At 53.5% G+C, this 19,789-nt stretch carries 16 protein-coding genes and 2 CRISPR repeat arrays (1 of these 18 running past the window's edge); of the genes, 3 read left to right on the top strand and 13 right to left on the bottom strand.

Features of this window, described 5'->3' with window-relative positions; genetic code table 11:
• Positions 1-83 precede the first annotated feature (83 nt).
• The 8 genes from dnaK to gpr all read right to left on the bottom strand — a co-directional run bounded on the left by dnaK (position 84) and on the right by gpr (position 9,832).
• A complete protein-coding gene (gene dnaK / locus LG52_RS02895) occupies positions 84-1,904 on the bottom strand; it encodes a molecular chaperone DnaK (RefSeq protein WP_044730789.1) in 1,821 nt (606 codons plus the stop codon).
• A 23-nt stretch (positions 1,905-1,927) separates the two neighbouring features.
• On the bottom strand, positions 1,928-2,569 hold the full coding sequence (gene grpE / locus LG52_RS02890; RefSeq protein ID WP_044730788.1) for a nucleotide exchange factor GrpE: 642 nt from the start codon (positions 2,567-2,569) through the stop codon (positions 1,928-1,930).
• Between the two features lie 98 nt (positions 2,570-2,667).
• Complete coding sequence (gene hrcA / locus LG52_RS02885) at positions 2,668-3,702, bottom strand: heat-inducible transcriptional repressor HrcA (RefSeq protein ID WP_044730787.1); 1,035 nt, start codon at positions 3,700-3,702, stop codon at positions 2,668-2,670.
• A gap of 83 nt (positions 3,703-3,785) precedes the next feature.
• Positions 3,786-4,925, bottom strand: a complete 1,140-nt coding sequence (gene hemW / locus LG52_RS02880; protein ID WP_044730786.1) for a radical SAM family heme chaperone HemW — start codon at positions 4,923-4,925, stop codon at positions 3,786-3,788.
• 76 nt (positions 4,926-5,001) lie between these two features.
• Positions 5,002-6,831, bottom strand: coding sequence for a translation elongation factor 4 (gene lepA, locus LG52_RS02875; protein WP_044730785.1), 1,830 nt, complete (start codon positions 6,829-6,831; stop codon positions 5,002-5,004).
• Positions 6,832-7,088: 257 nt separating this feature from the next.
• On the bottom strand, positions 7,089-7,427 hold the full coding sequence (locus LG52_RS02870) for a YqxA family protein (protein ID WP_044730784.1): 339 nt from the start codon (positions 7,425-7,427) through the stop codon (positions 7,089-7,091).
• A gap of 12 nt (positions 7,428-7,439) precedes the next feature.
• The gene (spoIIP, locus tag LG52_RS02865) at positions 7,440-8,639 is read right to left on the bottom strand and encodes a stage II sporulation protein P (RefSeq protein ID WP_044730783.1); all 1,200 of its coding nucleotides are present in this window, start codon (positions 8,637-8,639) and stop codon (positions 7,440-7,442) included.
• A 74-nt stretch (positions 8,640-8,713) separates the two neighbouring features.
• Positions 8,714-9,832 carry a GPR endopeptidase gene (gene gpr, locus LG52_RS02860; RefSeq protein WP_044730782.1) on the bottom strand — a complete coding sequence of 373 codons (1,119 nt, stop codon included), beginning with the start codon at positions 9,830-9,832 and terminating at the stop codon, positions 8,714-8,716.
• Positions 9,833-10,014: 182 nt separating this feature from the next.
• Between gpr and rpsT the strand changes: the two genes are divergently transcribed.
• Positions 10,015-10,284 (top strand): 30S ribosomal protein S20, encoded by a 270-nt coding sequence (rpsT, locus tag LG52_RS02855; RefSeq protein WP_011231991.1) that lies wholly within the window; start codon positions 10,015-10,017, stop codon positions 10,282-10,284.
• A 71-nt stretch (positions 10,285-10,355) separates the two neighbouring features.
• Here rpsT and holA read toward each other — a convergent pair whose 3' ends face one another.
• On the bottom strand, positions 10,356-11,402 hold the full coding sequence (gene holA / locus LG52_RS02850) for a DNA polymerase III subunit delta (protein WP_044730781.1): 1,047 nt from the start codon (positions 11,400-11,402) through the stop codon (positions 10,356-10,358).
• A gap of 284 nt (positions 11,403-11,686) precedes the next feature.
• Between holA and LG52_RS18640 the strand changes: the two genes are divergently transcribed.
• Positions 11,687-11,821: a YqzM family protein gene (locus LG52_RS18640; protein ID WP_044730780.1), complete on the top strand. Its 135-nt coding sequence runs from the start codon at positions 11,687-11,689 to the stop codon at positions 11,819-11,821.
• Between the two features lie 70 nt (positions 11,822-11,891).
• Here LG52_RS18640 and LG52_RS02840 read toward each other — a convergent pair whose 3' ends face one another.
• The 3 genes from LG52_RS02840 to LG52_RS02830 form a co-directional block, all read right to left on the bottom strand.
• Positions 11,892-14,141: a DNA internalization-related competence protein ComEC/Rec2 gene (locus LG52_RS02840; protein WP_044730779.1), complete on the bottom strand. Its 2,250-nt coding sequence runs from the start codon at positions 14,139-14,141 to the stop codon at positions 11,892-11,894.
• Complete coding sequence (locus LG52_RS02835) at positions 14,138-14,608, bottom strand: ComE operon protein 2 (protein ID WP_044730778.1); 471 nt, start codon at positions 14,606-14,608, stop codon at positions 14,138-14,140. Before LG52_RS02835 ends, LG52_RS02840 begins: the two co-directional genes overlap by 4 nt.
• A 91-nt stretch (positions 14,609-14,699) precedes the next feature.
• Positions 14,700-15,320 (bottom strand): helix-hairpin-helix domain-containing protein, encoded by a 621-nt coding sequence (locus LG52_RS02830; RefSeq protein ID WP_044730777.1) that lies wholly within the window; start codon positions 15,318-15,320, stop codon positions 14,700-14,702.
• Between the two features lie 100 nt (positions 15,321-15,420).
• Between LG52_RS02830 and comER the strand changes: the two genes are divergently transcribed.
• Positions 15,421-16,239 carry a late competence protein ComER gene (gene comER, locus LG52_RS02825; RefSeq protein ID WP_044730776.1) on the top strand — a complete coding sequence of 273 codons (819 nt, stop codon included), beginning with the start codon at positions 15,421-15,423 and terminating at the stop codon, positions 16,237-16,239.
• Between the two features lie 141 nt (positions 16,240-16,380).
• A CRISPR array of direct repeats spans positions 16,381-16,847; the repeat unit is 37 nt; unit sequence GTTTCAATCCTCACCCAGCCTTTTGGCTGGGTGCAAC.
• Positions 16,848-16,889: 42 nt separating this feature from the next.
• On the opposite strand, the gene LG52_RS02820 is transcribed toward comER, so the two are convergent.
• Positions 16,890-18,023, bottom strand: coding sequence for an IS4-like element IS5377 family transposase (locus tag LG52_RS02820; protein ID WP_015375695.1), 1,134 nt, complete (start codon positions 18,021-18,023; stop codon positions 16,890-16,892).
• 114 nt (positions 18,024-18,137) lie between these two features.
• Positions 18,138-19,789: a CRISPR direct-repeat array (repeat unit 37 nt; unit sequence GTTTCAATCCTCACCCAGCCTTTTGGCTGGGTGCAAC); it runs 2,475 nt beyond the window's last position.

Raw genomic sequence — 19,789 nt, 5'->3', positions numbered from 1 at the left:
ATTTCCCTCTGCGGCAAGGCAATATGTCAATGCTAGAAAAAAAGTCAAAGCCAAGGCAGGCCTGACTTTGACTTTCAGTTGCATTATTTATCGTCGTTCACTTCTTCAAACTCGGCGTCCACCACGTTGTCTTTATTGGCAGCGCCGCCTTGCGATCCTGCACTTTGAGCCTGTTTCGCCGCTTGTTCATACAGCTTGATCGACAGCTGCTGCACTGCTTCTTGCAGGGCGTCTTTTTTCTTGCGGATGTCGTCGATGTCGTTTTTCTCGAGCGCCGCTTTCAACGCCTCTTTCGCATCTTGCGCCTTCTTGATGTCATCGGCGCTCACTTTTCCTTCGACTTCTTTGATCGTTTTGTCGGTCATGAACATGAGCTGGTCGGCTTCGTTGCGCAACTCGGCGGCTTCTTTCCGCTTCCGGTCGGCTTCGGCGTTTTCTTCCGCTTCTTTAATCATGCGCTGAATTTCTTCTTCCGACAGGCCGGACGACGATTTGATCGTAATCGACTGCTCTTTGTTCGTTCCTAAATCTTTGGCGCGCACGTGAACGATGCCATTGGCGTCAATATCAAACGTCACTTCAATTTGCGGCACGCCGCGCGGCGCCGGCGGAATGCCGGTCAACTGAAAGCGGCCGAGCGATTTGTTGTCCGCCGCCATCGGGCGTTCTCCTTGCAAGACGTGAATGTCGACCGTCGTTTGATTGTCAGCCGCCGTTGTGAACACTTGCGATTTGCTTGTCGGGATCGTCGTGTTCCGTTCAATCAGTTTCGTAAATACGCCGCCCATCGTTTCAATGCCAAGCGAAAGCGGCGTGACGTCGAGCAGAACGACATCTTTCACTTCGCCGGCGATCACCCCGCCTTGGATCGCCGCACCGATGGCCACGACTTCGTCCGGGTTGACGCCTTTGTGCGGCTCTTTGCCAAGCTCGCGCTTGATCGCTTCTTGGACAGCTGGAATGCGCGTCGAACCGCCGACCAAAATGACTTTATCAATATCCGCTGGCGTCAAGCCGGCGTCTTGAAGCGCCTGGCGGACCGGCCCCATCGTCCGCTCGACGAGGTGGGCGGACAGCTCTTCAAATTTCGCTCTTGTCAACGTCATTTCCAAATGGAGCGGGCCGTTTTCATTGGCGCTGATAAACGGAAGCGAAATTTGCGTCTGCGTGACGCCGGACAGTTCTTTTTTCGCTTTTTCCGCCGCATCTTTCAAGCGTTGGAGCGCCATTTTGTCTTTCGACAAATCGATGCCGTGCTCTTGCTTGAACTGATTGACCAAATAATCGATGATCACTTGGTCGAAGTCGTCGCCGCCCAAATGGTTGTCGCCGGCCGTCGCCTTCACTTCAAACACGCCGTCGCCAAGCTCCAAAATCGAGACGTCAAACGTCCCGCCGCCTAAGTCATAGACGAGAATCGTTTGGTCTTCTTCTTTATCAAGGCCGTAAGCAAGCGCCGCGGCCGTCGGCTCGTTGATGATGCGCTCGACTTCGAGGCCGGCGATGCGGCCGGCGTCCTTCGTCGCTTGGCGCTGGGCGTCGTTGAAATACGCCGGCACTGTGATGACCGCACGCGTCACCGGCTCGCCCAAATAGTCTTCGGCGTACGATTTCAAGTATTGCAAAATGATCGCCGAAATTTCTTGCGGCGTATATTGCTTCCCTTCGATTTCGACTTTGTAATCCGTCCCCATATGGCGCTTGATCGAGATGATCGTGTTCGGGTTCGTGATCGCTTGCCGTTTGGCGACTTCGCCGACTAGGCGTTCGCCGTTTTTAAACGCGACGACCGACGGGGTCGTGCGGTTCCCTTCCGGATTCGGAATGACTTTCACTTCGCCGCCTTCTAACACGGCGACGCAAGAGTTCGTCGTTCCTAAGTCGATGCCGATAATTTTGCTCATCGTCTATCACCCTCCATTTCCGTTTATTGGCTTACTTTGACCATGGCGGGCCGCAGCACGCGGTCTTTCAGCTTATAACCTTTTTGCAGCTCCTCAACAACCGTGTTCGGCTCATAGCCTTCCGCTTCCGCCTGCATGACGGCTTGGTGCAAATAAGGGTCAAACGGCTTTCCGACCGCCTCGATCGCCTCGACGCCTTCTTTCTTCAAGGCATCAACAAGCGACCGGTACACCATTTCCATCCCTTGCAAAATCGATTTCGCCTGTTCGTTGTCCGTCTCTATTTTCAACGCTCGTTCAAAGTTGTCAAGCACCGGAAGCAAATCGCTCGCCAAGCTTTGGACGCGGTATTTTTCAGCCGCTTCCATCTCCTGGCGCGTCCGGCGGCGGAAGTTTTCAAAATCGGCATACAGGCGGAGATACCGGTGTTCCATCTCTGAAAGCTTCGCTTCCAATTCGGCGATCTGCGCCTTTGCCGCCGCCAACTCATTGGCCGTCGGCGCCTCTTCAGCTCGTTCCGCCGCTTCCTCCACGCCGGCCTCTTCAAACGGAACATCGCCCGCTCCCGCCTCAGGCTGCGGAGCGGCTTCTTCCTCAATCGGTTGCTCCCGCTCCGGCTCATCGTATGCAGCTTGTTCCGTCACTTGCTTTTCTCCTTGTTCCATTGCGTTCACCTCCCTGCCGGGGCTCTTCCCTTTTATGTATCAATGGCCACAAGGAAAGGATGGATGCGCGATCCATCCGTTATCCAATATGGCCATTCTTATTGACTTTGATACCATTTCGTCAACGCGGCCGACAAATCGGAAGCGACACGGTTTAAGACCGTGATGACGCGCGAGTATTCCATGCGCGTTGGACCAAGAATCGCGATCGCCCCGAGCGGCTCATCGCCGACCGAATACGTCGCCGTAATCAAGCTGCAATTTTCCATGCCGCGCAGTTCGTTTTCATGCCCGATCGAAACCCGAACTCCTTTTTGGTTTTGCTTGCGGAGCAGGCGATAAATGTCTTTTTCTTGCTCAATGATGTTCAGAAGCGGGCGCACTTTTTGGATGTCGCTGAACTCCGGCTGGTTGAGCATATTCGCCTTGCCGGCGAAAAACACTTTTTCTTCTTCAGGGGCCTCGAGCGTCTCCATGAGCGCATTGAGCACGCTGTCGTAGTTGTGGATGTGACGGCGCAATACATCGGCCACTTCCGTTTCCATTTTTTCTTTCAAATCAATGAGCGGAACGCCGTTCAACCGCTCGTTGAAAATGTTGACCATTTTTTCGAGGTCGCCTGCGTCCATCGATGACGGAATCGTCACGACCCGGTTTTCAACATGGCCGGTGTCCGTCACGACGATGGCGACGGCTGTCTGTTCGGTGAGCGGAACGATTTGCATCCGCTTCAGTTTGCTTTCTTTAAACGTTGGCCCGAGCGCGATGGATGTATAGTTCGTCAGCTCGGATAAAATTTGCGCCGACTTTTGCATCAGTTTTTCCAGCTCATAGATGCGCTCGGCAAACACGGAGCGGATTTTTTGAATGTCCGCCCTTGTCAGCCGCTGCGGCGGCAGCAAATGGTCGACGTAGTAGCGGTACCCTTTTTCCGACGGCACACGGCCGGAAGAAATGTGCGTTTTTTCAATATAGCCGAGCTCCTCCAAATCCGCCATCTCATTACGGATCGTCGCCGAGCTGAACGCGATTTGATGCTTTTTCGATAACGTCCGCGAACCGACCGGCTGCCCAGAACGAATGAAATCGTCGATAATCACTTGCAAAATCAGCAGTTGGCGGTTCGTTAGCACGTGCCTCACCTCTGTTAGCACTCGAACAACTCGAGTGCTAAATCTACTACTAGGGTAGCAAATCGCCCGGCAAATGTCAATGTTTACATTTCGCCGAGGAACGCAGCAAACACTTCATTGCCGAGCAGCTTGCCTCGTTTTGTCAAGCGGATGTGAGTCGCCGTTTCCTCGAGGCGTCCGTTTTCGATTTCCCGGCGGATCGCCGCGCCAAATATGTCCTGGAGGTCGCGGCCGAACTTTTGCCGAAAGCAGGCTTTGGACACCCCTTCCGTTTTGCGCAGCCCTAAAAACATTTCCTCTTCCATCTGCTCGCGAGTGGTCAAGCGGCGCACGTCGCGGTGCGGCCATTGGCTGCGTTCGATCGCAGCGATGTAATGCCGGATGGGGCCGATATTCGCCCGCCGCACCCCGTCGATATAGCTGTGCGCCCCAGCGCCGATGCCGTAGTACTCCTCGTTGTTCCAGTAAGTCAAGTTGTGCCGGCTTTCAAATCCCGGCAAAGCATAGTTGCTGATTTCGTATTGCCGATAGCCAACGGCAGCCATCTGCTCCATCGCCGCTTCGTACATCTCGGCTTCCATCTCTTCGCTCGGGAGACGGAGCCGCCCTTTCCGCCATTCGTTATAAAAAATCGTCCTTGGCTCCAAAATGAGGGAATAAGCAGAAAGATGCGGCACATGAAGCGAAAACGCCGCTTCTAAATCGGCCGTAAACTGCTCAAGCGTCTGCTCCGGCAAACCGTACATTAAATCAATGCTGATGTTCTGAAACCCGACTTCTCTGGCCAACGCTACAGCCCGTATGACGTCGCCGCGCCGGTGCGTGCGGCCGATCGTTTGCAGAAGCTGATCGTCAAATGTCTGCACCCCAAGGCTCAGCCGATTCACTCCGGCATCGCGCAAAATAGCGAGCTTTTCTTTCGTCAAGCCGTCCGGGTTGGCTTCGACGGTAAATTCGGCCGTTTGTGGGTCAAACTGAAAATGGCGGTGGATGCTCGCAAGCAAATAGCCGAGCTGCGCCGGCTCAAGCACCGTCGGCGTGCCGCCGCCGATAAACAGCGTCTTGAGTTGGCTGCCAAATTCCGCCGCCGTCCACGCCATTTCTTTGTCCATCGCCCGCAAATAGTCGTCAATCGGCTGGCCGGCGGCGAATACTTTGTTAAAATCGCAATAATGGCAAATATGGGCGCAAAACGGAATATGAAAATACGCTGAGACGGCCATCAATCCCCCCTCCTTTCAGCCGGCCGGCGCCGCAGGAAACAAACAAGGCCATCCCCGAAGGAGACAGCCTTGCCTGTTATTTCTTCTGGTCGTCAATTTTCAAGACGGCCATAAACGCTTCTTGCGGCACTTCGACCGACCCGATTTGTTTCATCCGCTTTTTTCCTTCTTTTTGCTTCTCAAGCAGCTTCCGCTTCCGCGACACGTCGCCGCCGTAACATTTGGCAAGCACGTTTTTGCGCAACGCTTTGATCGTCGAGCGGGCGATGACCTTGTGGCCGATCGCCGCCTGCACCGGCACTTCAAATTGCTGGCGTGGAATCAGATCTTTCAGCTTTTCAACGATCGCTTTGCCGCGCTCGTACGCAGAGTCGCGATGGACGATAAACGATAAGGCATCGATTTTTTCGCCGTTTAACAAAATATCCATCTTGACGAGATTGGACGGCCGGTAGCCGATCAATTCGTAGTCGAATGACGCGTACCCTTTTGTGTTCGACTTTAAAGCGTCGAAAAAGTCGTAGACGATCTCCGAGAGCGGAATATCGTAAATGAGCATGACGCGCTTTTCATCCAAATATTGCATATCGACAAACGTGCCGCGCTTTCCTTGACACAGCTCCATCACCGGCCCGACATAGTCGTTTGGCACCATGATCGTCGCTTTCACATACGGCTCTTCAATGCGATCGATTTTTTGCGGGTCGGGCATGTTCGTCGGGTTGTCGACGTCGACTTCCGTTCCGTCGGTCAAATGCACCTTGTAAACGACGCTCGGCGCGGTCGTGATCAAATCAATATGAAATTCGCGCTCGAGCCGCTCTTGGATGATTTCCATATGGAGCAAGCCGAGAAACCCGCAACGGAAGCCGAACCCAAGCGCCTGCGACGTTTCCGGCTCAAAGTGGAGCGCCGCATCGTTCAATTGCAGCTTCTCGAGCGCCTCGCGCAAATCGTTGTAACGCGCCGTATCGATCGGATACATCCCGCAAAACACCATCGGATTGAGCTTCCGATAGCCCGGGAGCGGCTCGGCGGCCGGCCGTTCAGCATCGGTGATCGTATCGCCGACGCGCGTATCTTTCACGTTTTTAATCGAGGCGGTCAAATAGCCGACATCCCCGACCGTCAATTCGTCGACGACTTTTTGCTTCGGCGTGAACACGCCGACTTCCGTCACTTCAAACTCTTTGCCGGTTGACATCATTTTAATGCGCTGCCCTGGCTTCACCGTTCCGTCGACGACGCGGACGTAGGCGACGACGCCGCGGTACGGGTCATAAAGGGAATCAAAAATGAGCGCCTTGAGCGGCGCGTCTGGGTCGCCCGAAGGAGCCGGAATTTTTTCAACGATTTTTTCCAAAATTTCCTCGATGCCGATGCCGACTTTCGCCGAAGCAAGCACCGCGTCAGAGGCGTCCAAACCGATGACATCCTCAATTTCTTGACGCACCCGCTCCGGTTCGGCGCTTGGCAAATCGATTTTATTAATAACGGGCAAAATTTCCAAATTGTTATCGATCGCCAAATACACGTTCGCCAACGTCTGTGCTTCAATGCCTTGCGCTGCATCGACGACCAAAATCGCCCCTTCGCAAGCGGCCAAGCTGCGCGACACTTCGTACGTAAAGTCGACGTGGCCCGGCGTGTCGATCAAATGGAAAATATACTCTTCGCCATTTTTCGCTTTATATGTCAACTGAACCGCATTTAATTTAATCGTGATGCCGCGCTCGCGCTCAAGCTCCATCGTATCGAGCGTCTGCTCGCGCAATTCGCGCTCCGACAGCGCCCCCGTCTTTTCCAAAATGCGGTCCGCCAGCGTCGATTTTCCGTGGTCAATGTGGGCGATGATCGAAAAATTGCGGATCCGTTCCTGCCGTTTCAACCGTTCTTCCCGGTTCATCGTCTCTCACTCCTGCTTCTTCGCAAAACTACACTAGCTTTGATTATAACAACAGCGCGAAGAAGATTCAATGATGAACGAAAAGCCAAGCCGCCGTTCGGGCTTTCCGGAAAGACGCGAAACGGCCAGAGCCGCGCCAAGAAAACAACCGACAATATGGAAAGCGCAGCACTTTGTACTCCAGCCGGCGGACGGCGTCCAAAAGAACAAGCCGCCATTGTGACGGCACGTTCCTGTTTCGTCCTCACATGAACGGGCTAGTCCAACACCCGGCCGACGAGCGAAAACAGCATTTCCATGAGCGCGGTGACGGCATCAGCAAAAAGTTGGCCGAGCCTAGAGAACAAGTTGAACGTTTTCAGCTCGCGAATCGTTTCTTGCTTTTCTCCTAAATCTCCAGCAACGATCGGCCGGCCAAACACCGCCGCTTCCACCTCACCATTTTCCCTTTTTTTCATATCGATGACGGATGGAAACGACGGATCGACATAACCGCGCATCCGTTCAATGCCGCGATGCGCCTCTTGCATGCCAAACAACACGCCGAAAAAAAGGAGAAAGATCGCTAGAGTAAAGCGAATCAACCATCTTGCCATAGTGACGCCCCTTTACTTTTTCTCCGCCGGAGCCGGCGCTTCCACTTTTTCCGCCTGCCAATAATAGTCGCTGAACACCTCAGCGAGCGCCGACACGGAACGAAACAACTCAGTAAACGTATTTTCAACACCGCCGACTTCAATTAAAATCGCGTTTTTCGATAAATCTTGATTAAACTTGCCGTTCGTCCCGGCTCCTTTTTTCTCGATCACCCCGCGGCTCAAACCTGGATATTTCTTTTGCAGCAACTGATGCAACGCGGTAGCCAACTGCAAGTTTTTCTCGTATGTCGCGTTTTCTCCGCCAATAATGAATGCGACACGCGCATAATCAACGCCGTTGATCGTAGCCGTCGTATATTTCCGCCGCCGCGAATCGCGATGGATATCGATGAAGTAGCGCAAGTCACGATTTTGCTTCATTGCTGCGATCACTGTTTGGCGAGACATATCATACGATTGGGAGTATTTCATCCCTTTCTTTAACAATTCGCTGACAATGTCGATTTTGCTCACTTCAGCCCCGATTCCGCGCTTTTCCAGTTCTTCCGCTAACTTTTCCCCCACTTTTGTGATGTTGACCGTCGGGTGAAACGCCAAATCCGGGTCAGTGACCCCTTTGAGCGCCGGCAAAAACGACTCATGCGTATGGGTATTGTAAATGTAGACCACTTTTTTCCCTCCAGTCGTCTGCGATGGGGGGGGGACCGGTTTTTCATCTTCGTTCTTGTTTGCTTGTTCGAGCTCATCGACCGAGGCTTGCCGCTCCGCAAGCATCGCCTCAAGCGGCGGCGCTGATTCGTATGGCATGTTCGTATAATCCGTTCCTTCACCAGCGATGAGAATTTTGCTGTCATAAAGGGCAAAGCCCGGCAGCTCGCTGCCAAGCAGGCTGCGCGGGTCATCGGGATTGATGCTCGTCGCCAGGCGGAACAATAACGATGAGTAATTCGTCTGCCGCCGATCTTTCGGCAGCAGCTGCGCAAAATATCGATTTTCCAAGGCGAACAGACGAATGAATGTCTCTTCCGGAAAATGGGCCGCCATATCGTTCAGCGATGATGACGACGGACGGTATTCCGGCCGCAGCGATGTGAGCGCTCCGACAAGCATAAACATCATCATGCAGCCAAGGATGATGAGCATCAACAGTTTCTTTATGCTGGCTCCTGGAATCGCGATCATGACGTTTGGGGAGCGCCATCGTTTCATATTCCCACCCTTTCCCGGCTTGTCTCCTCAGTTTAACGTATGGCCAAGCGGGAAAAGATAGAACTGTTTTTTGTCTAATGGGTGTAGGAGCCGACATTGCCTTGGTCGACTTGCCGATGCAGCGCCGCATTCAAGCCGCCGGCTAATAAGTTGGCCATATCGCCGATAAACGAATCGATCTCTTTTGGGGTCACCATCAAATTATGCCCGAGCGGGGCGAGCACTTCATAGATGAGGCGCCGCTTTTCTTCATCGCCAAGCGTGCCGACCATGCCAAGAAACGTCGACCGTTCTTGCGGCGACGGCATGTCTTGTTCCGTCAATTTTCGTTTGCGCCCAAACGTCCAGCCCGCCGGAGCGAGCGCGCTTGACGGCTGTTTCCCTTCGCGCATTTCGCGGCCGAAATGCTTCAAAATGAAATCAATCGTGTCGCTCGTGATGGAGACCGCATCGACAACTGTCGGAACGCCGATCGAAATGACCGGAATGCCAAGCGTTTCATAGCTTAACTCTTTCCGCTTGTTGCCCACCCCAGATCCAGGATGGATGCCGGTGTCAGAAATTTGAATCGTCGCATTGACCCGTTCGATCGAGCGGGCAGCCAAGGCGTCAATCACAATGACAAAATCCGGCTTTGTTTTCCGGACGACGCCGTCAATAATGTCGCTCGTTTCAATCCCGGTCGTCCCCATCACCCCCGGAGCAAGGGCGCTCACCGGCCGGAAGCCTTCCTCGACGCTTTCCGGCTGCAGCTGGAACAAATGACGGGTGACAAGCACGTTTTCCACCGTGAGCGGCCCGAGCGCATCCGGAGTGACGTTTTGGTTGCCGAGCCCGACAATCAGGCAGCTCGCTTGTTCCCGAATGCGGAGCCGATTGAAAAAGGCGCTTAGCTGCTCGGAAAAAATGCGCTGCACTTTTTGCTGCAGCTCGGTGTTTTGTTCGCGGATGCCTTGGGCTTCAATCGTCACGTAGTGACCCGGTTTTTTGCCGATCGAGGCCGCTCCTTGCTCCGTGACATGTACATGCGACAGCTTGACGCCGTCGATCTCCTCGTCACGGATCATGACTCCCTCAATCGGCGCGGCGCTTTCTCTTTTTTGTTGCAAACGCTCCTCGACTGCAATCTCATGCGCTTCGATCGCCAAATCTGTGCGCACCGAGTACTGGCGTAAATCAAGCGGCTGTTCCATGTCGTTCCTCCCCATTTCTGCCGTTTTCTTTTATTGTCGCCGCAATCAGGCCCGGTCATTCATGTTTCGCAAAGGATTTTCGCTTGAACACTCTTGCATAATCAAAACACGTTTGATAGAATAACATTTGTTCTTCCTGTTGTTCACAGTGAGAATAGGAACGGTAACGGAGGTGAACGAACGTGGCTAACATCAAATCAGCGATCAAACGCGCGAAAACGAGCGAAAAGCGCCGGGCTCACAATGCCTCGATGAAATCGGCCATGCGTACGGCGATCAAAAAGTTTGAAGCGCTTGTTGAATTGAAAGACGTGGAAAAAGCGCGCGAGGCATTCATTATTGCTTCGAAAAAATTAGACAAAGCTGCAAGCAAAGGCCTTATCCATAAAAACGCCGCCAGCCGGCAAAAATCGCGCTTAGCGAAAAAATTGAACAGCATCCAAGCTTCCTAATCAAAAACGACCTGGCGCCAGGTCGTTTTTTTGTTTTTCTTTTGTTCACGGCAAACGGCCGGGCGAGCGCTTCACCGCCGGCCGTGACGCCCCGCTTGCGCCGGGCGGGTGCCCCAGCGCATCAGAAGCAGCTCAACGGCCAACCGGCGATCGACCGCCCCGCTTTTCACTTCGTAATCGGCGTCAGCGAGCTCGTCGATCGCCTCAGCAAGCTCTCCGTCAGCGAAGCGGGCCGCTTGGGCAAGAGCGAGCTTGACGCGGAACGGATGCACCTTGAGCGCCGACGCGATTTGCGCCTGTCCGTAGCCTAAGGAGGCGAGCCATTTCACTTGCGCAAGCAAGCGGAAATGACCGGCAAGCAACGCCAAAATTTTGATCGGTTCCTCATTGTTTTCAAGCAAATCGTAAAACGTCTGCAACGCCGCTGGAATGTCTCGCTTCGCCACTTGCTCGACGAGCACAAATACGTTTTCTTCCGGCGTGCGGGCGACAAGCTGTTCAACCGCCGCCGCCTCAACTGTTCCGCCCGGTCCGGCAAACAGAGCCAACTTATCGATTTCATTCGCCAAGGCGGAAAGCTGCGTCCCGGCCCGCCGCAGCAGGACATCAATCGCCTCATCGCTTGCTTGCGCCCCTTGGCTCTCGATGCGGCGCCGCACCCAGGCACGCAGCTCCGCTTCGGCGAGCGGGGCGGCGATGACGACTTCGCTTTGCTCTTTGGCGAGCTTCGTAATTTTTTTTCGTTCATCAAGCTTCTCGTACGGCGCGAAAAAGACGACGATTGAAAACGGCGACGGCGCCTTCAAGTACGCCTCCAGCTTCGCCAAATCATGCTCGATCTCCTTCTCTTTTTCAGACGTAAAAAAATACGGATGCTTGATGAGAATGACGCGCCGCTCGCCGAAAAACGGCACCGTCTCGGCCTCCTCAAGCGCCGCCTCGACCGGCGTTTCCTCGCAATCGTACACAGCCAAGTTCCACTCCCGTTCCTCGGGGCCAAGCGCTGCGTTCACCAATCGCTCATACGTTTCCATTAATAAAAACGGCTCATTGCCGTATAATAAATAAAGAGCAGAAAACCGCCGTTTTTCAATGTTTCCCCATACGCGTTCCAGCATGTTCCCGTCTCCATTCCCTAGCAAACGTCTCTGCTAGAAAAGATACACCGTTTTTCGTCATTTTACAAGGGAACCGGCTGCCGAAAAAACCGGTTCCCCTTTATATAAACGCTGGCCTATAAGTCCTAGGACCTTATTGGCCAGCGGGTTATTTTTATGTTTTCCCGGCTGTTTGAAAGTATTTGTGTCAACTGTTGTCAAGGAAGGAAAAGAAGCGAGCGGCGGTAGATTTTTTACGCGTTTTCGTCTATACTAAAAATGATTGAACGAGGAGGGGGAAAACGATGAACGTATTTGAAAAGGAAGTGCAAAGCCAACGAAATGACGCCGTCGATTCCGCCGTCGGATTCATCGTGTCGTTCGGCTTTTTCGCTACCATGTTCATCATCGCAACGTTGATCGAATTTTTCAGTCGATAAGGATTGCTTGCGCAAGCAATCCTTATTTTTTGTTTCTGCTGAAACGTTCCGTTTTTTTGTGCACTACATCTTATGGTTTCATCACCTGAAAGGTTCCACCGTTTTCGTCATACACATAGCGAATGGCCCCGTTTTCATCCGTCCGCCAAATGATCGCCCGTTGTTGCCCAAGCCGCATAAGCACCTCGGGGGACGGATGCCCGTAGCGATTGTAGCGGCCGACGGAAATGATGGCCGCTCGCGGCTTGACCGTCCGCAAAAACGGCTCTGTTGTCGACGTTTTGCTGCCGTGGTGGGCGACTTTCAATACATCGACGCGCAACATTGGATACGCGCGGATGAGCGCTTGCTCCGCCTCTTCCTCGATATCCGCGGCAAACAGCCATGTCAAACGGCCGAAGCGGGCGAGCAATACAAGCGAGCCGTTATTATCCTCATTGTTTCCCGCCTCCGGGTGCAATACGGAAAACGCGGCATCGCCCACCTTCCACCGATCCCCCCGCACGCTGGCGGCCACCGGCACGGAAAACGGCCGCGCCATCTTTTGGACGTGCGGCAGCGCTCCTGGGCTTGTGACAATTTCCTTCACTTTGACCGCTTCGAGCACCTCAGGCGCGGCCCCGATATGGTCGGCATCATCGTGCGTCAATATGAGCTTATCGATCGTTCGCACCCCTTGCGCTTTTAAAAACGGCACGACGACATCGCGGCCGACAGCAAACCGCCGCGACCGCCTGCGCCATGATTCCTGCGCCCATTCCGGCGTCCCGCCGGTGTCAATGAGATAGACTGCTTTTCGATAAGGAAGCTCAATATAAATACAGTCCCCTTGCCCAACATCCAATACCGTCACTTCCCCTTTCCGATCCACGTACGGGGCGGCCAGCTGAAGCGCCGTCGCCGCCGCCACCGCTGTCAATCCGCGGAGCAGACGGCCGCGTTCCCAATCCAAAAACGCCGCCGAGATGGCCGTCAGATAGCCAGCTAAGCCCCACGGCCCCGGACGGCCAAGCACAAGCATAAACGAGTAATCGACCGAGAAAAAACGGACAACCGCGTCCGTCAGCTCAATGAGGCGGCTAAACAGCCAAATGAGCGGAGAAAAGGGAAAAACCGCGGATAGAAAAGCGAGCGGCAAGATGACAAATGAATACCAAGGGACAAAGAAGACATTGAGTCCTACGCTCCAAACAGAAACTTCATAAAAATGGTAAAGCAAAACCGGCAGCGCGGCGAGCTGAGCGGCAAGCGCTGTCTGAAACAGACGCCCAAGCGGCGAACGAACGGAGACGGACACAGGGAAATGAACAAGAAGGACGAACGTGACGATGAACGATAGTTGAAAACCGACATCCCAAACCATATATGGATCAAAGACGAGCAGCGCCAACGCTGTCCAACTCAACGCATCAAGCGGATGGATTGTTCCTTTTTTCCACTGGACGGCCAATACAATCATTCCGGTCGCACAGGCGCGCAGCACCGACGGCGAAGCGCCGGCGAGCACCGCATACATAGGCAATAGAGCAAGCAAGGAGAGCACGGCCGCCTCGCGCGTCACAAACCGAATGGCAGCGGTCAACGCAGCACTGACAAGCAGGGTGACATGGCCGCCGGAAATTGCCAACAAATGGATGATCCCGAGCTGCTGGTAGCCGTCAAGCACCGCCTCATCCAGCGAGCGGCGTTCGCCATAAATGAGCGCAGCGGCGATGCCGGCCGCTTCCGGCGGAAACCGGGCTTCAATGCGGCGGACGCCAGCCTCGCGAATGGCTTCAAGCCGTTCGATGATGGTGGGACGGACGCGCACGCAAGCGGAAAGATCGATCGCCTCAGGGAGAAAGAGCCAATGAATGCGGTGGCGGCGCAAATAAAGACGGTAATCGAACGCATACGGATTGCTGGCCGGCATGGGGCGCTCGAGCATTCCGCTCAGCCGGCACACGACCCCGGGCATAAGACGCGCACGCAGCACTTCTTTTTCCGCGACCGTGCGAATGGTGTAACGGAGCTGCACCCGCTCCTTTCCAGCTTGCACCGCCGCCTGCAATCGATCGCCGTCGATCGCCGGCGCGGCGGAAAAACGAACGGAAAGCGAATGACGGCCGCCGGAAAGAGAAGTTTTGTTATAATGGTCAACGATGAGAAAGTAGACAAAAAAGAAGAGAGCTGCAACGAGAGCGGGAAGGAAACAGCGCGGCCGGCGGATGAAAAGGAGAAGGAGATAAACGATAAGGAGAAGGCAGGCCGTTTTGGACGGTGAGGCCGCCGCCACGGCAAAGAGCGCCGCCGCGGCGGGATAGACGGCTTGTCCTTTCATGCTTCACCTCCGCTGCCGGAAAGCAAGGCGAACACATCCGTTTTCAGCGGCACTTGCACGAGCCGGACGCCAGCTTGGGCAAACAGCTCCAAGGCGTACGGGTGGTTTTTGTAGTCTTGGGCGTAATAGACAGCGCGAATGCCGCTTTGAATGATCGCCTTGCAGCAATGCAAACATGGAAAATGGGTGACATACATCTCCGCCCCCTCTGTCGGGACGCCGAACTTGGCGCATTGCAAAATGGCGTTCATTTCCGCGTGAATCGTCCGCACACAATGCCCATCAATGACGTAGCACCCCTCATCGATGCAATGGGCGCCGCCGGCGATCGACCCGTTGTATCCGCCGGCGATGATGCGCTTATCGCGCACAATCGTCGCCCCGACCGCCAGCCTCGTGCACGTGCTGCGCAGCGCGAGCAAATGGCTTTGCGCCATAAAGTATTGATCCCATGTGATACGTTCCATTTTCCATCCCTCCGCTCGTTTCCATGTTTTTAGTCTACCGGCCGCTTCCCGCCCCCGTCAATCCGAAACGTGTCGACAAGCCCCTGAGCCTTTACGGAACAAGCAAATAAGGTTTCAATTTCTCCAACGTTTTTTCCCCGATTCCGGTTACATTCAACAAATCTTCCGCCCGCCGAAACGGCCCGTGCTCTTCGCGATAGGCGATGATCGCTTTTGCCTTCGCCGGTCCGATGCCGGGAAGCTGCATCAACTCCTCTTCCGTCGCCGTATTGACCGCCACTTGCGGCCCGATACCCGCTTCATCTTTCGGCGCGGCACCGGTTGTTTCCGACGCAGGAGCGGCCTCGCCTTTTGCCGGGACGTAAATCATCATTTCATCGCGCACTTTTGCCGCCAAATTGACTTTCGTTTCATCCGCCTCGTCCGTCAATCCGCCAGCTAGGACGATGACATCGCGGATGCGGGCGTCCGCCGCCACCTCGTACACCCCTGGTTTCGCGACCGCCCCTTTCACATCCACCACAGCGGTTTTTGGCGCTTCTTCCTTTTTTGCTTCCGACTGGGCAGCATCGGTTTCAGCCGCCGGCAAGACGACTTGCCCCTTTTCATCCGTCGGATGACGAAACACCCACAACCCCGCCGCAACGGCAAACAGCAAAAGCACTCCCACTTTTCCATACCGTTTTCCAAGCTCCTGCACCTGTTCCCACATATGTCCCATCCTTTCCGTTTCCAGTCATAAATCAACCATTTTGCTCATACATATCGAAAAAGAGAATTCCGGCGAACAGAACGGGGAGGGGGGACAATACATGAACATCGGCGTCATCGGCACGGGGAATATGGGCACCGTTTTAATCGAAGCGTTCCTCGACTCCGGCGCCGTCAAAGAGAATGAACTGGCCATTACGAACCGCACGCTTGCCAAAGCGTTTGCCATACAACACACATATCCCGGCATCACGGTGGCTGTCGACGCAGCAGAAGTCGTCAAACAATCCAGCATCGTCTTTTTGTGCGTCAAACCGTTCGACATCCACCCATTATTGCAGCAACTGACCACGTACTGGACAAATGAACATTGCCTCGTATCGATCACAAGCCCCATCAGCGTCGAACAGCTTGAAGCGGCCGTCCCTTGCCAAGTCGTGCGCGCCATCCCGAGCATTGCGAACCGGGCGCTCTCCGGCAGCATCCTCGTCACCTTCGGATCGCGCTGTTCGGACGATTGCCGGCAAACGATCGATGGTCTTCTCCGGCGCATCGCCTCGCCGGTGTACATCGACGAGGCCATCACCCGCGTCGCCTCCGACATCTCAAGCTGCGGCCCGGCGTTTTTCAGCTATTTGCTTCAGCGCTTCATCGACGCCGCGACGGTCAAAACCGCCATCACGAAAGAACAAGCGACGATGCTGGCGACCGATATGATCATCGGCCTTGGGGAACTGCTCAAGCGGAATCTGTACACATTGCCAACGTTGCAGGAAAAAGTATGCGTCAAAGGCGGCATTACCGGGGAAGGAATCGCTGTGCTGGAACAACGAATGAACGGCGTCTTTGAAGAAGTGCTTGCAAAAACACATGAGAAGTTTAAAGAAGATGTGGAAAAGGTGAAGCAACTGTTTTCATAAAAATTAATTCGACAGCAAGCGGCAAATTCCTTCTTTGCTCGGCAAAAAATGGCCCCTGGCTTCCTCAGCCAAGGGCTAACGGATGTTTCCTCTTTTGGTTTTGATACACACTTGTTTTGCTCGCAACGTGCTTGTTTATTTCTTTCAATCCTCACCCAGCCTTTTGGCTGGGTGCAACGATCGGCGGTCAAAAGTTCATATGGAAAGAAATCGTTTCAATCCTCACCCAGCCTTTTGGCTGGGTGCAACAAAAGCGCAGGCATTTTAGATTCACGTAACATATGGTTTCAATCCTCACCCAGCCTTTTGGCTGGGTGCAACGCGTGCCGTCCGACAAATATGCCACGGAATTGCGGCTGTTTCAATCCTCACCCAGCCTTTTGGCTGGGTGCAACGCTTGTGACTCCGGTCTCACGATAACCGGTGAAGCGTTTCAATCCTCACCCAGCCTTTTGGCTGGGTGCAACTCCGCTGCGAATTAATTGATACTATTTTATTTGAGTTTCAATCCTCACCCAGCCTTTTGGCTGGGTGCAACATGGCAAGGAGAGTTGGAAGAACAGGAGAAGCGGTTTCAATCCTCACCCAGCCTTTTGGCTGGGTGCAACTATATAGCCGATTTTTTTAATGTATCGTTACACGAGTGTTGATTATCCAAAATTATACATACGCCTTCCATAAATTTGGGCATACTCAAACAAAGCAGCGGCCATCCCGGATTTCCAATCGAGAGGAAGCTGCCCAGAGAAAAAACGGCGAACGAACGAAATGAAGGAAAGAGAGACGTTCGTCTGTTTTTTGGTTTGATCATACAGCCATCGCAGCAACACATACGCGATGAACGCCGCAAACAGTTGGTTGTATACCGCATTTTCCGTCGTGCCAAACAAGGTCGGGACATTCAGATATTGCTTCACCCAACGGAAAAAGACCTCAACAGTCCAACGTTGTTGGTACATGTCGGCAATGGTTTCCGCAGACGCATGGAAGAGGTTCGTCACGACCCGAATGTCGCGGCCATTCGCATCTCGAAAGATCACCACCCGGTGACGCTTGGTGGAGCGGCATTGTTTCGTCCCCAACTGGCACGTGAAGTCGGCTTGAACCGATGAGGATGTGCTGGAAAGGCGTTTCAAGCTTTTTTTCTGATGAAGTTCGATGTTGTCCTTCATCCGAATGACAAAGAGCTGATGCTGCTCCACAAATCGATCGAGGCGTTCGATTTTGAAATACGCCCGGTCTTCCACCAGCACTTGTTGAGCGTTCGTCAACTGTTCTCCCACCGGGCCATCATGACGCAGTCCGATGGTTTCCACCACGTCTGCCGGCAACGAGGATTCCGGCGAATACGCGACGTGCAGCTTCACTCCGGCGCGTTCGCCGTGATACGGCGCCCATGGCAGGCGGTTTTTCCCGACCGTGACGGTCGTCGAATCCACCACCCGAAGCGGTTTGGGAAACCGAAGCGAACGGCGGGTTTGGCGGTTGCACTTGGAAATGATCAACGCCAACAAGCGTTTCATGATGTCATAGGGAACTTCTTTCGCTTTCTTGGATACAGTTGAATAATGGAATCGCGGCAATCCATACAGAGGCCCCACATCGGCTCCGTGGCGAAAGCTTTTCCATTGATGCATGGCGGCCAGCAGGAAGAAGTGAATCAACTCGCGCAACGTAAAGGTTCGAGACGAATCACGATACCCAACCGCTTCGGCAATCAGTTGAATCTCTTCATCCGAAACAAGTTTTTGCATCAAATTCGGGAGTGTGGTATGCTTGTTCATAGAGAGCACCTCCTGGGTTTGTTTGTGTCGCTACTCACATTCTACAGGAAAGGTGCTCTTTTTTCTATACCCTTTGGATTTTATTGGATAATCAACACGCCTGGTATCGTTAGATGTTTCAATCCTCACCCAGCCTTTTGGCTGGGTGCAACCTTCGCCGTTCTCATCTTCGTCCGCCTTGCAAATGTTTCAATCCTCACCCAGCCTTTTGGCTGGGTGCAACTTGGTTTCATCTTCAATTCTTTGGCCGTATCCCGGTTTCAATCCTCACCCAGCCTTTTGGCTGGGTGCAACAATCGGCGGCAAAAACGTTGTGCGTGCCGTGATTGTTTCAATCCTCACCCAGCCTTTTGGCTGGGTGCAACTCATTCGTAGTTATTGAGTTTTTAGAATAAAAATTTGTTTCAATCCTCACCCAGCCTTTTGGCTGGGTGCAACGATGAAGTTGCGAAATCCGTATCACGATTTGTCAGTTTCAATCCTCACCCAGCCTTTTGGCTGGGTGCAACGATCATGGAAAATTTCATGAATCCAAACGACTTGTTTCAATCCTCACCCAGCCTTTTGGCTGGGTGCAACCAGTTTTTGCGCGGTTACTGCGAGGTCGGCTAATTTTGTTTCAATCCTCACCCAGCCTTTTGGCTGGGTGCAACAATATTTTTTTCTTGATGAAAAGGAGGATGTACTTGTTTCAATCCTCACCCAGCCTTTTGGCTGGGTGCAACCGTCCGCCATTTACTTTGGCATGGCCAAATTCGAGTTTCAATCCTCACCCAGCCTTTTGGCTGGGTGCAACACGCCGCCGTTCATCACGTACCAGTTTGCTTACTCGTTTCAATCCTCACCCAGCCTTTTGGCTGGGTGCAACGCCGCTCTGCTCTTGCTCATGGCGCAATCGTCTAGGTTTCAATCCTCACCCAGCCTTTTGGCTGGGTGCAACTTCAAGCAAAGCAAAATCCGATGACGCTTAACGTGTTTCAATCCTCACCCAGCCTTTTGGCTGGGTGCAACGGAGACGATTGCAACGGTTTATTCACTTGACCCAGTTTCAATCCTCACCCAGCCTTTTGGCTGGGTGCAACTGAGGTAGTCAATAAAGACAATCGGCTTTTTTTCAGGTTTCAATCCTCACCCAGCCTTTTGGCTGGGTGCAACGCGAAGACGTTCCAAGTGATCGGCGGCAGAGGGATTGTTTCAATCCTCACCCAGCCTTTTGGCTGGGTGCAACTATTGTATGCGATGACAGAAAGCGTGTAGGCATGGTTTCAATCCTCACCCAGCCTTTTGGCTGGGTGCAACAAAAGAGTTGACCGCTAATGGCACACCAACAAAATGTTTCAATCCTCACCCAGCCTTTTGGCTGGGTGCAACACCTTTACCAGCGCTCCTTACGCTTACTATGATGGGTTTCAATCCTCACCCAGCCTTTTGGCTGGGTGCAACCCCTGCCTTTTGGCAGGGATTTTTTTATTTTTGTGGTTTCAATCCTCACCCAGCCTTTTGGCTGGGTGCAACATTATCCGCGCAGAAACGAGGGGCGAGAAAACGCGTTTCAATCCTCACCCAGCCTTTTGGCTGGGTGCAACTCCATGAGGTCAATTTGACCTCACCAATAACCAGTTTCAATCCTCACCCAGCCTTTTGGCTGGGTGCAACAACAAATCATCAAAAAGAAAAACAACCACTGCTTTAAATATGGTTTCAATCCTCACCCAGCCTTTTGGCTGGGTGCAACCTTATCGATACAATGTGAATACGGAAATCGA

The sequence above is a fragment of the Geobacillus kaustophilus genome, from assembly GCF_000948285.1.
GTDB lineage: Bacteria > Bacillota > Bacilli > Bacillales > Anoxybacillaceae > Geobacillus > Geobacillus thermoleovorans_A.
This window is presented reverse-complemented; position numbering and strand designations above follow the sequence as displayed.

Coding starts and splice junctions, on each gene's coding strand:
- LG52_RS02840 (WP_044730779.1), bottom strand. CDS start 14,141: ATGAAAGGACAAGCCGTCTATCCCGCCGCGGCGGCGCTCTTTGCCGTG.
- LG52_RS02820 (WP_015375695.1), bottom strand. CDS start 18,023: ATGAACAAGCATACCACACTCCCGAATTTGATGCAAAAACTTGTTTCG.
- spoIIP (WP_044730783.1), bottom strand. CDS start 8,639: ATGAAACGATGGCGCTCCCCAAACGTCATGATCGCGATTCCAGGAGCC.
- grpE (WP_044730788.1), bottom strand. CDS start 2,569: ATGGAACAAGGAGAAAAGCAAGTGACGGAACAAGCTGCATACGATGAG.
- LG52_RS02835 (WP_044730778.1), bottom strand. CDS start 14,608: ATGGAACGTATCACATGGGATCAATACTTTATGGCGCAAAGCCATTTG.
- dnaK (WP_044730789.1), bottom strand. CDS start 1,904: ATGAGCAAAATTATCGGCATCGACTTAGGAACGACGAACTCTTGCGTC.
- hemW (WP_044730786.1), bottom strand. CDS start 4,925: ATGGCCGTCTCAGCGTATTTTCATATTCCGTTTTGCGCCCATATTTGC.
- comER (WP_044730776.1), top strand. CDS start 15,421: ATGAACATCGGCGTCATCGGCACGGGGAATATGGGCACCGTTTTAATC.
- LG52_RS02830 (WP_044730777.1), bottom strand. CDS start 15,320: ATGTGGGAACAGGTGCAGGAGCTTGGAAAACGGTATGGAAAAGTGGGA.
- lepA (WP_044730785.1), bottom strand. CDS start 6,831: ATGAACCGGGAAGAACGGTTGAAACGGCAGGAACGGATCCGCAATTTT.
- holA (WP_044730781.1), bottom strand. CDS start 11,402: ATGCTGGAACGCGTATGGGGAAACATTGAAAAACGGCGGTTTTCTGCT.
- LG52_RS18640 (WP_044730780.1), top strand. CDS start 11,687: ATGAACGTATTTGAAAAGGAAGTGCAAAGCCAACGAAATGACGCCGTC.
- gpr (WP_044730782.1), bottom strand. CDS start 9,832: ATGGAACAGCCGCTTGATTTACGCCAGTACTCGGTGCGCACAGATTTG.
- LG52_RS02870 (WP_044730784.1), bottom strand. CDS start 7,427: ATGGCAAGATGGTTGATTCGCTTTACTCTAGCGATCTTTCTCCTTTTT.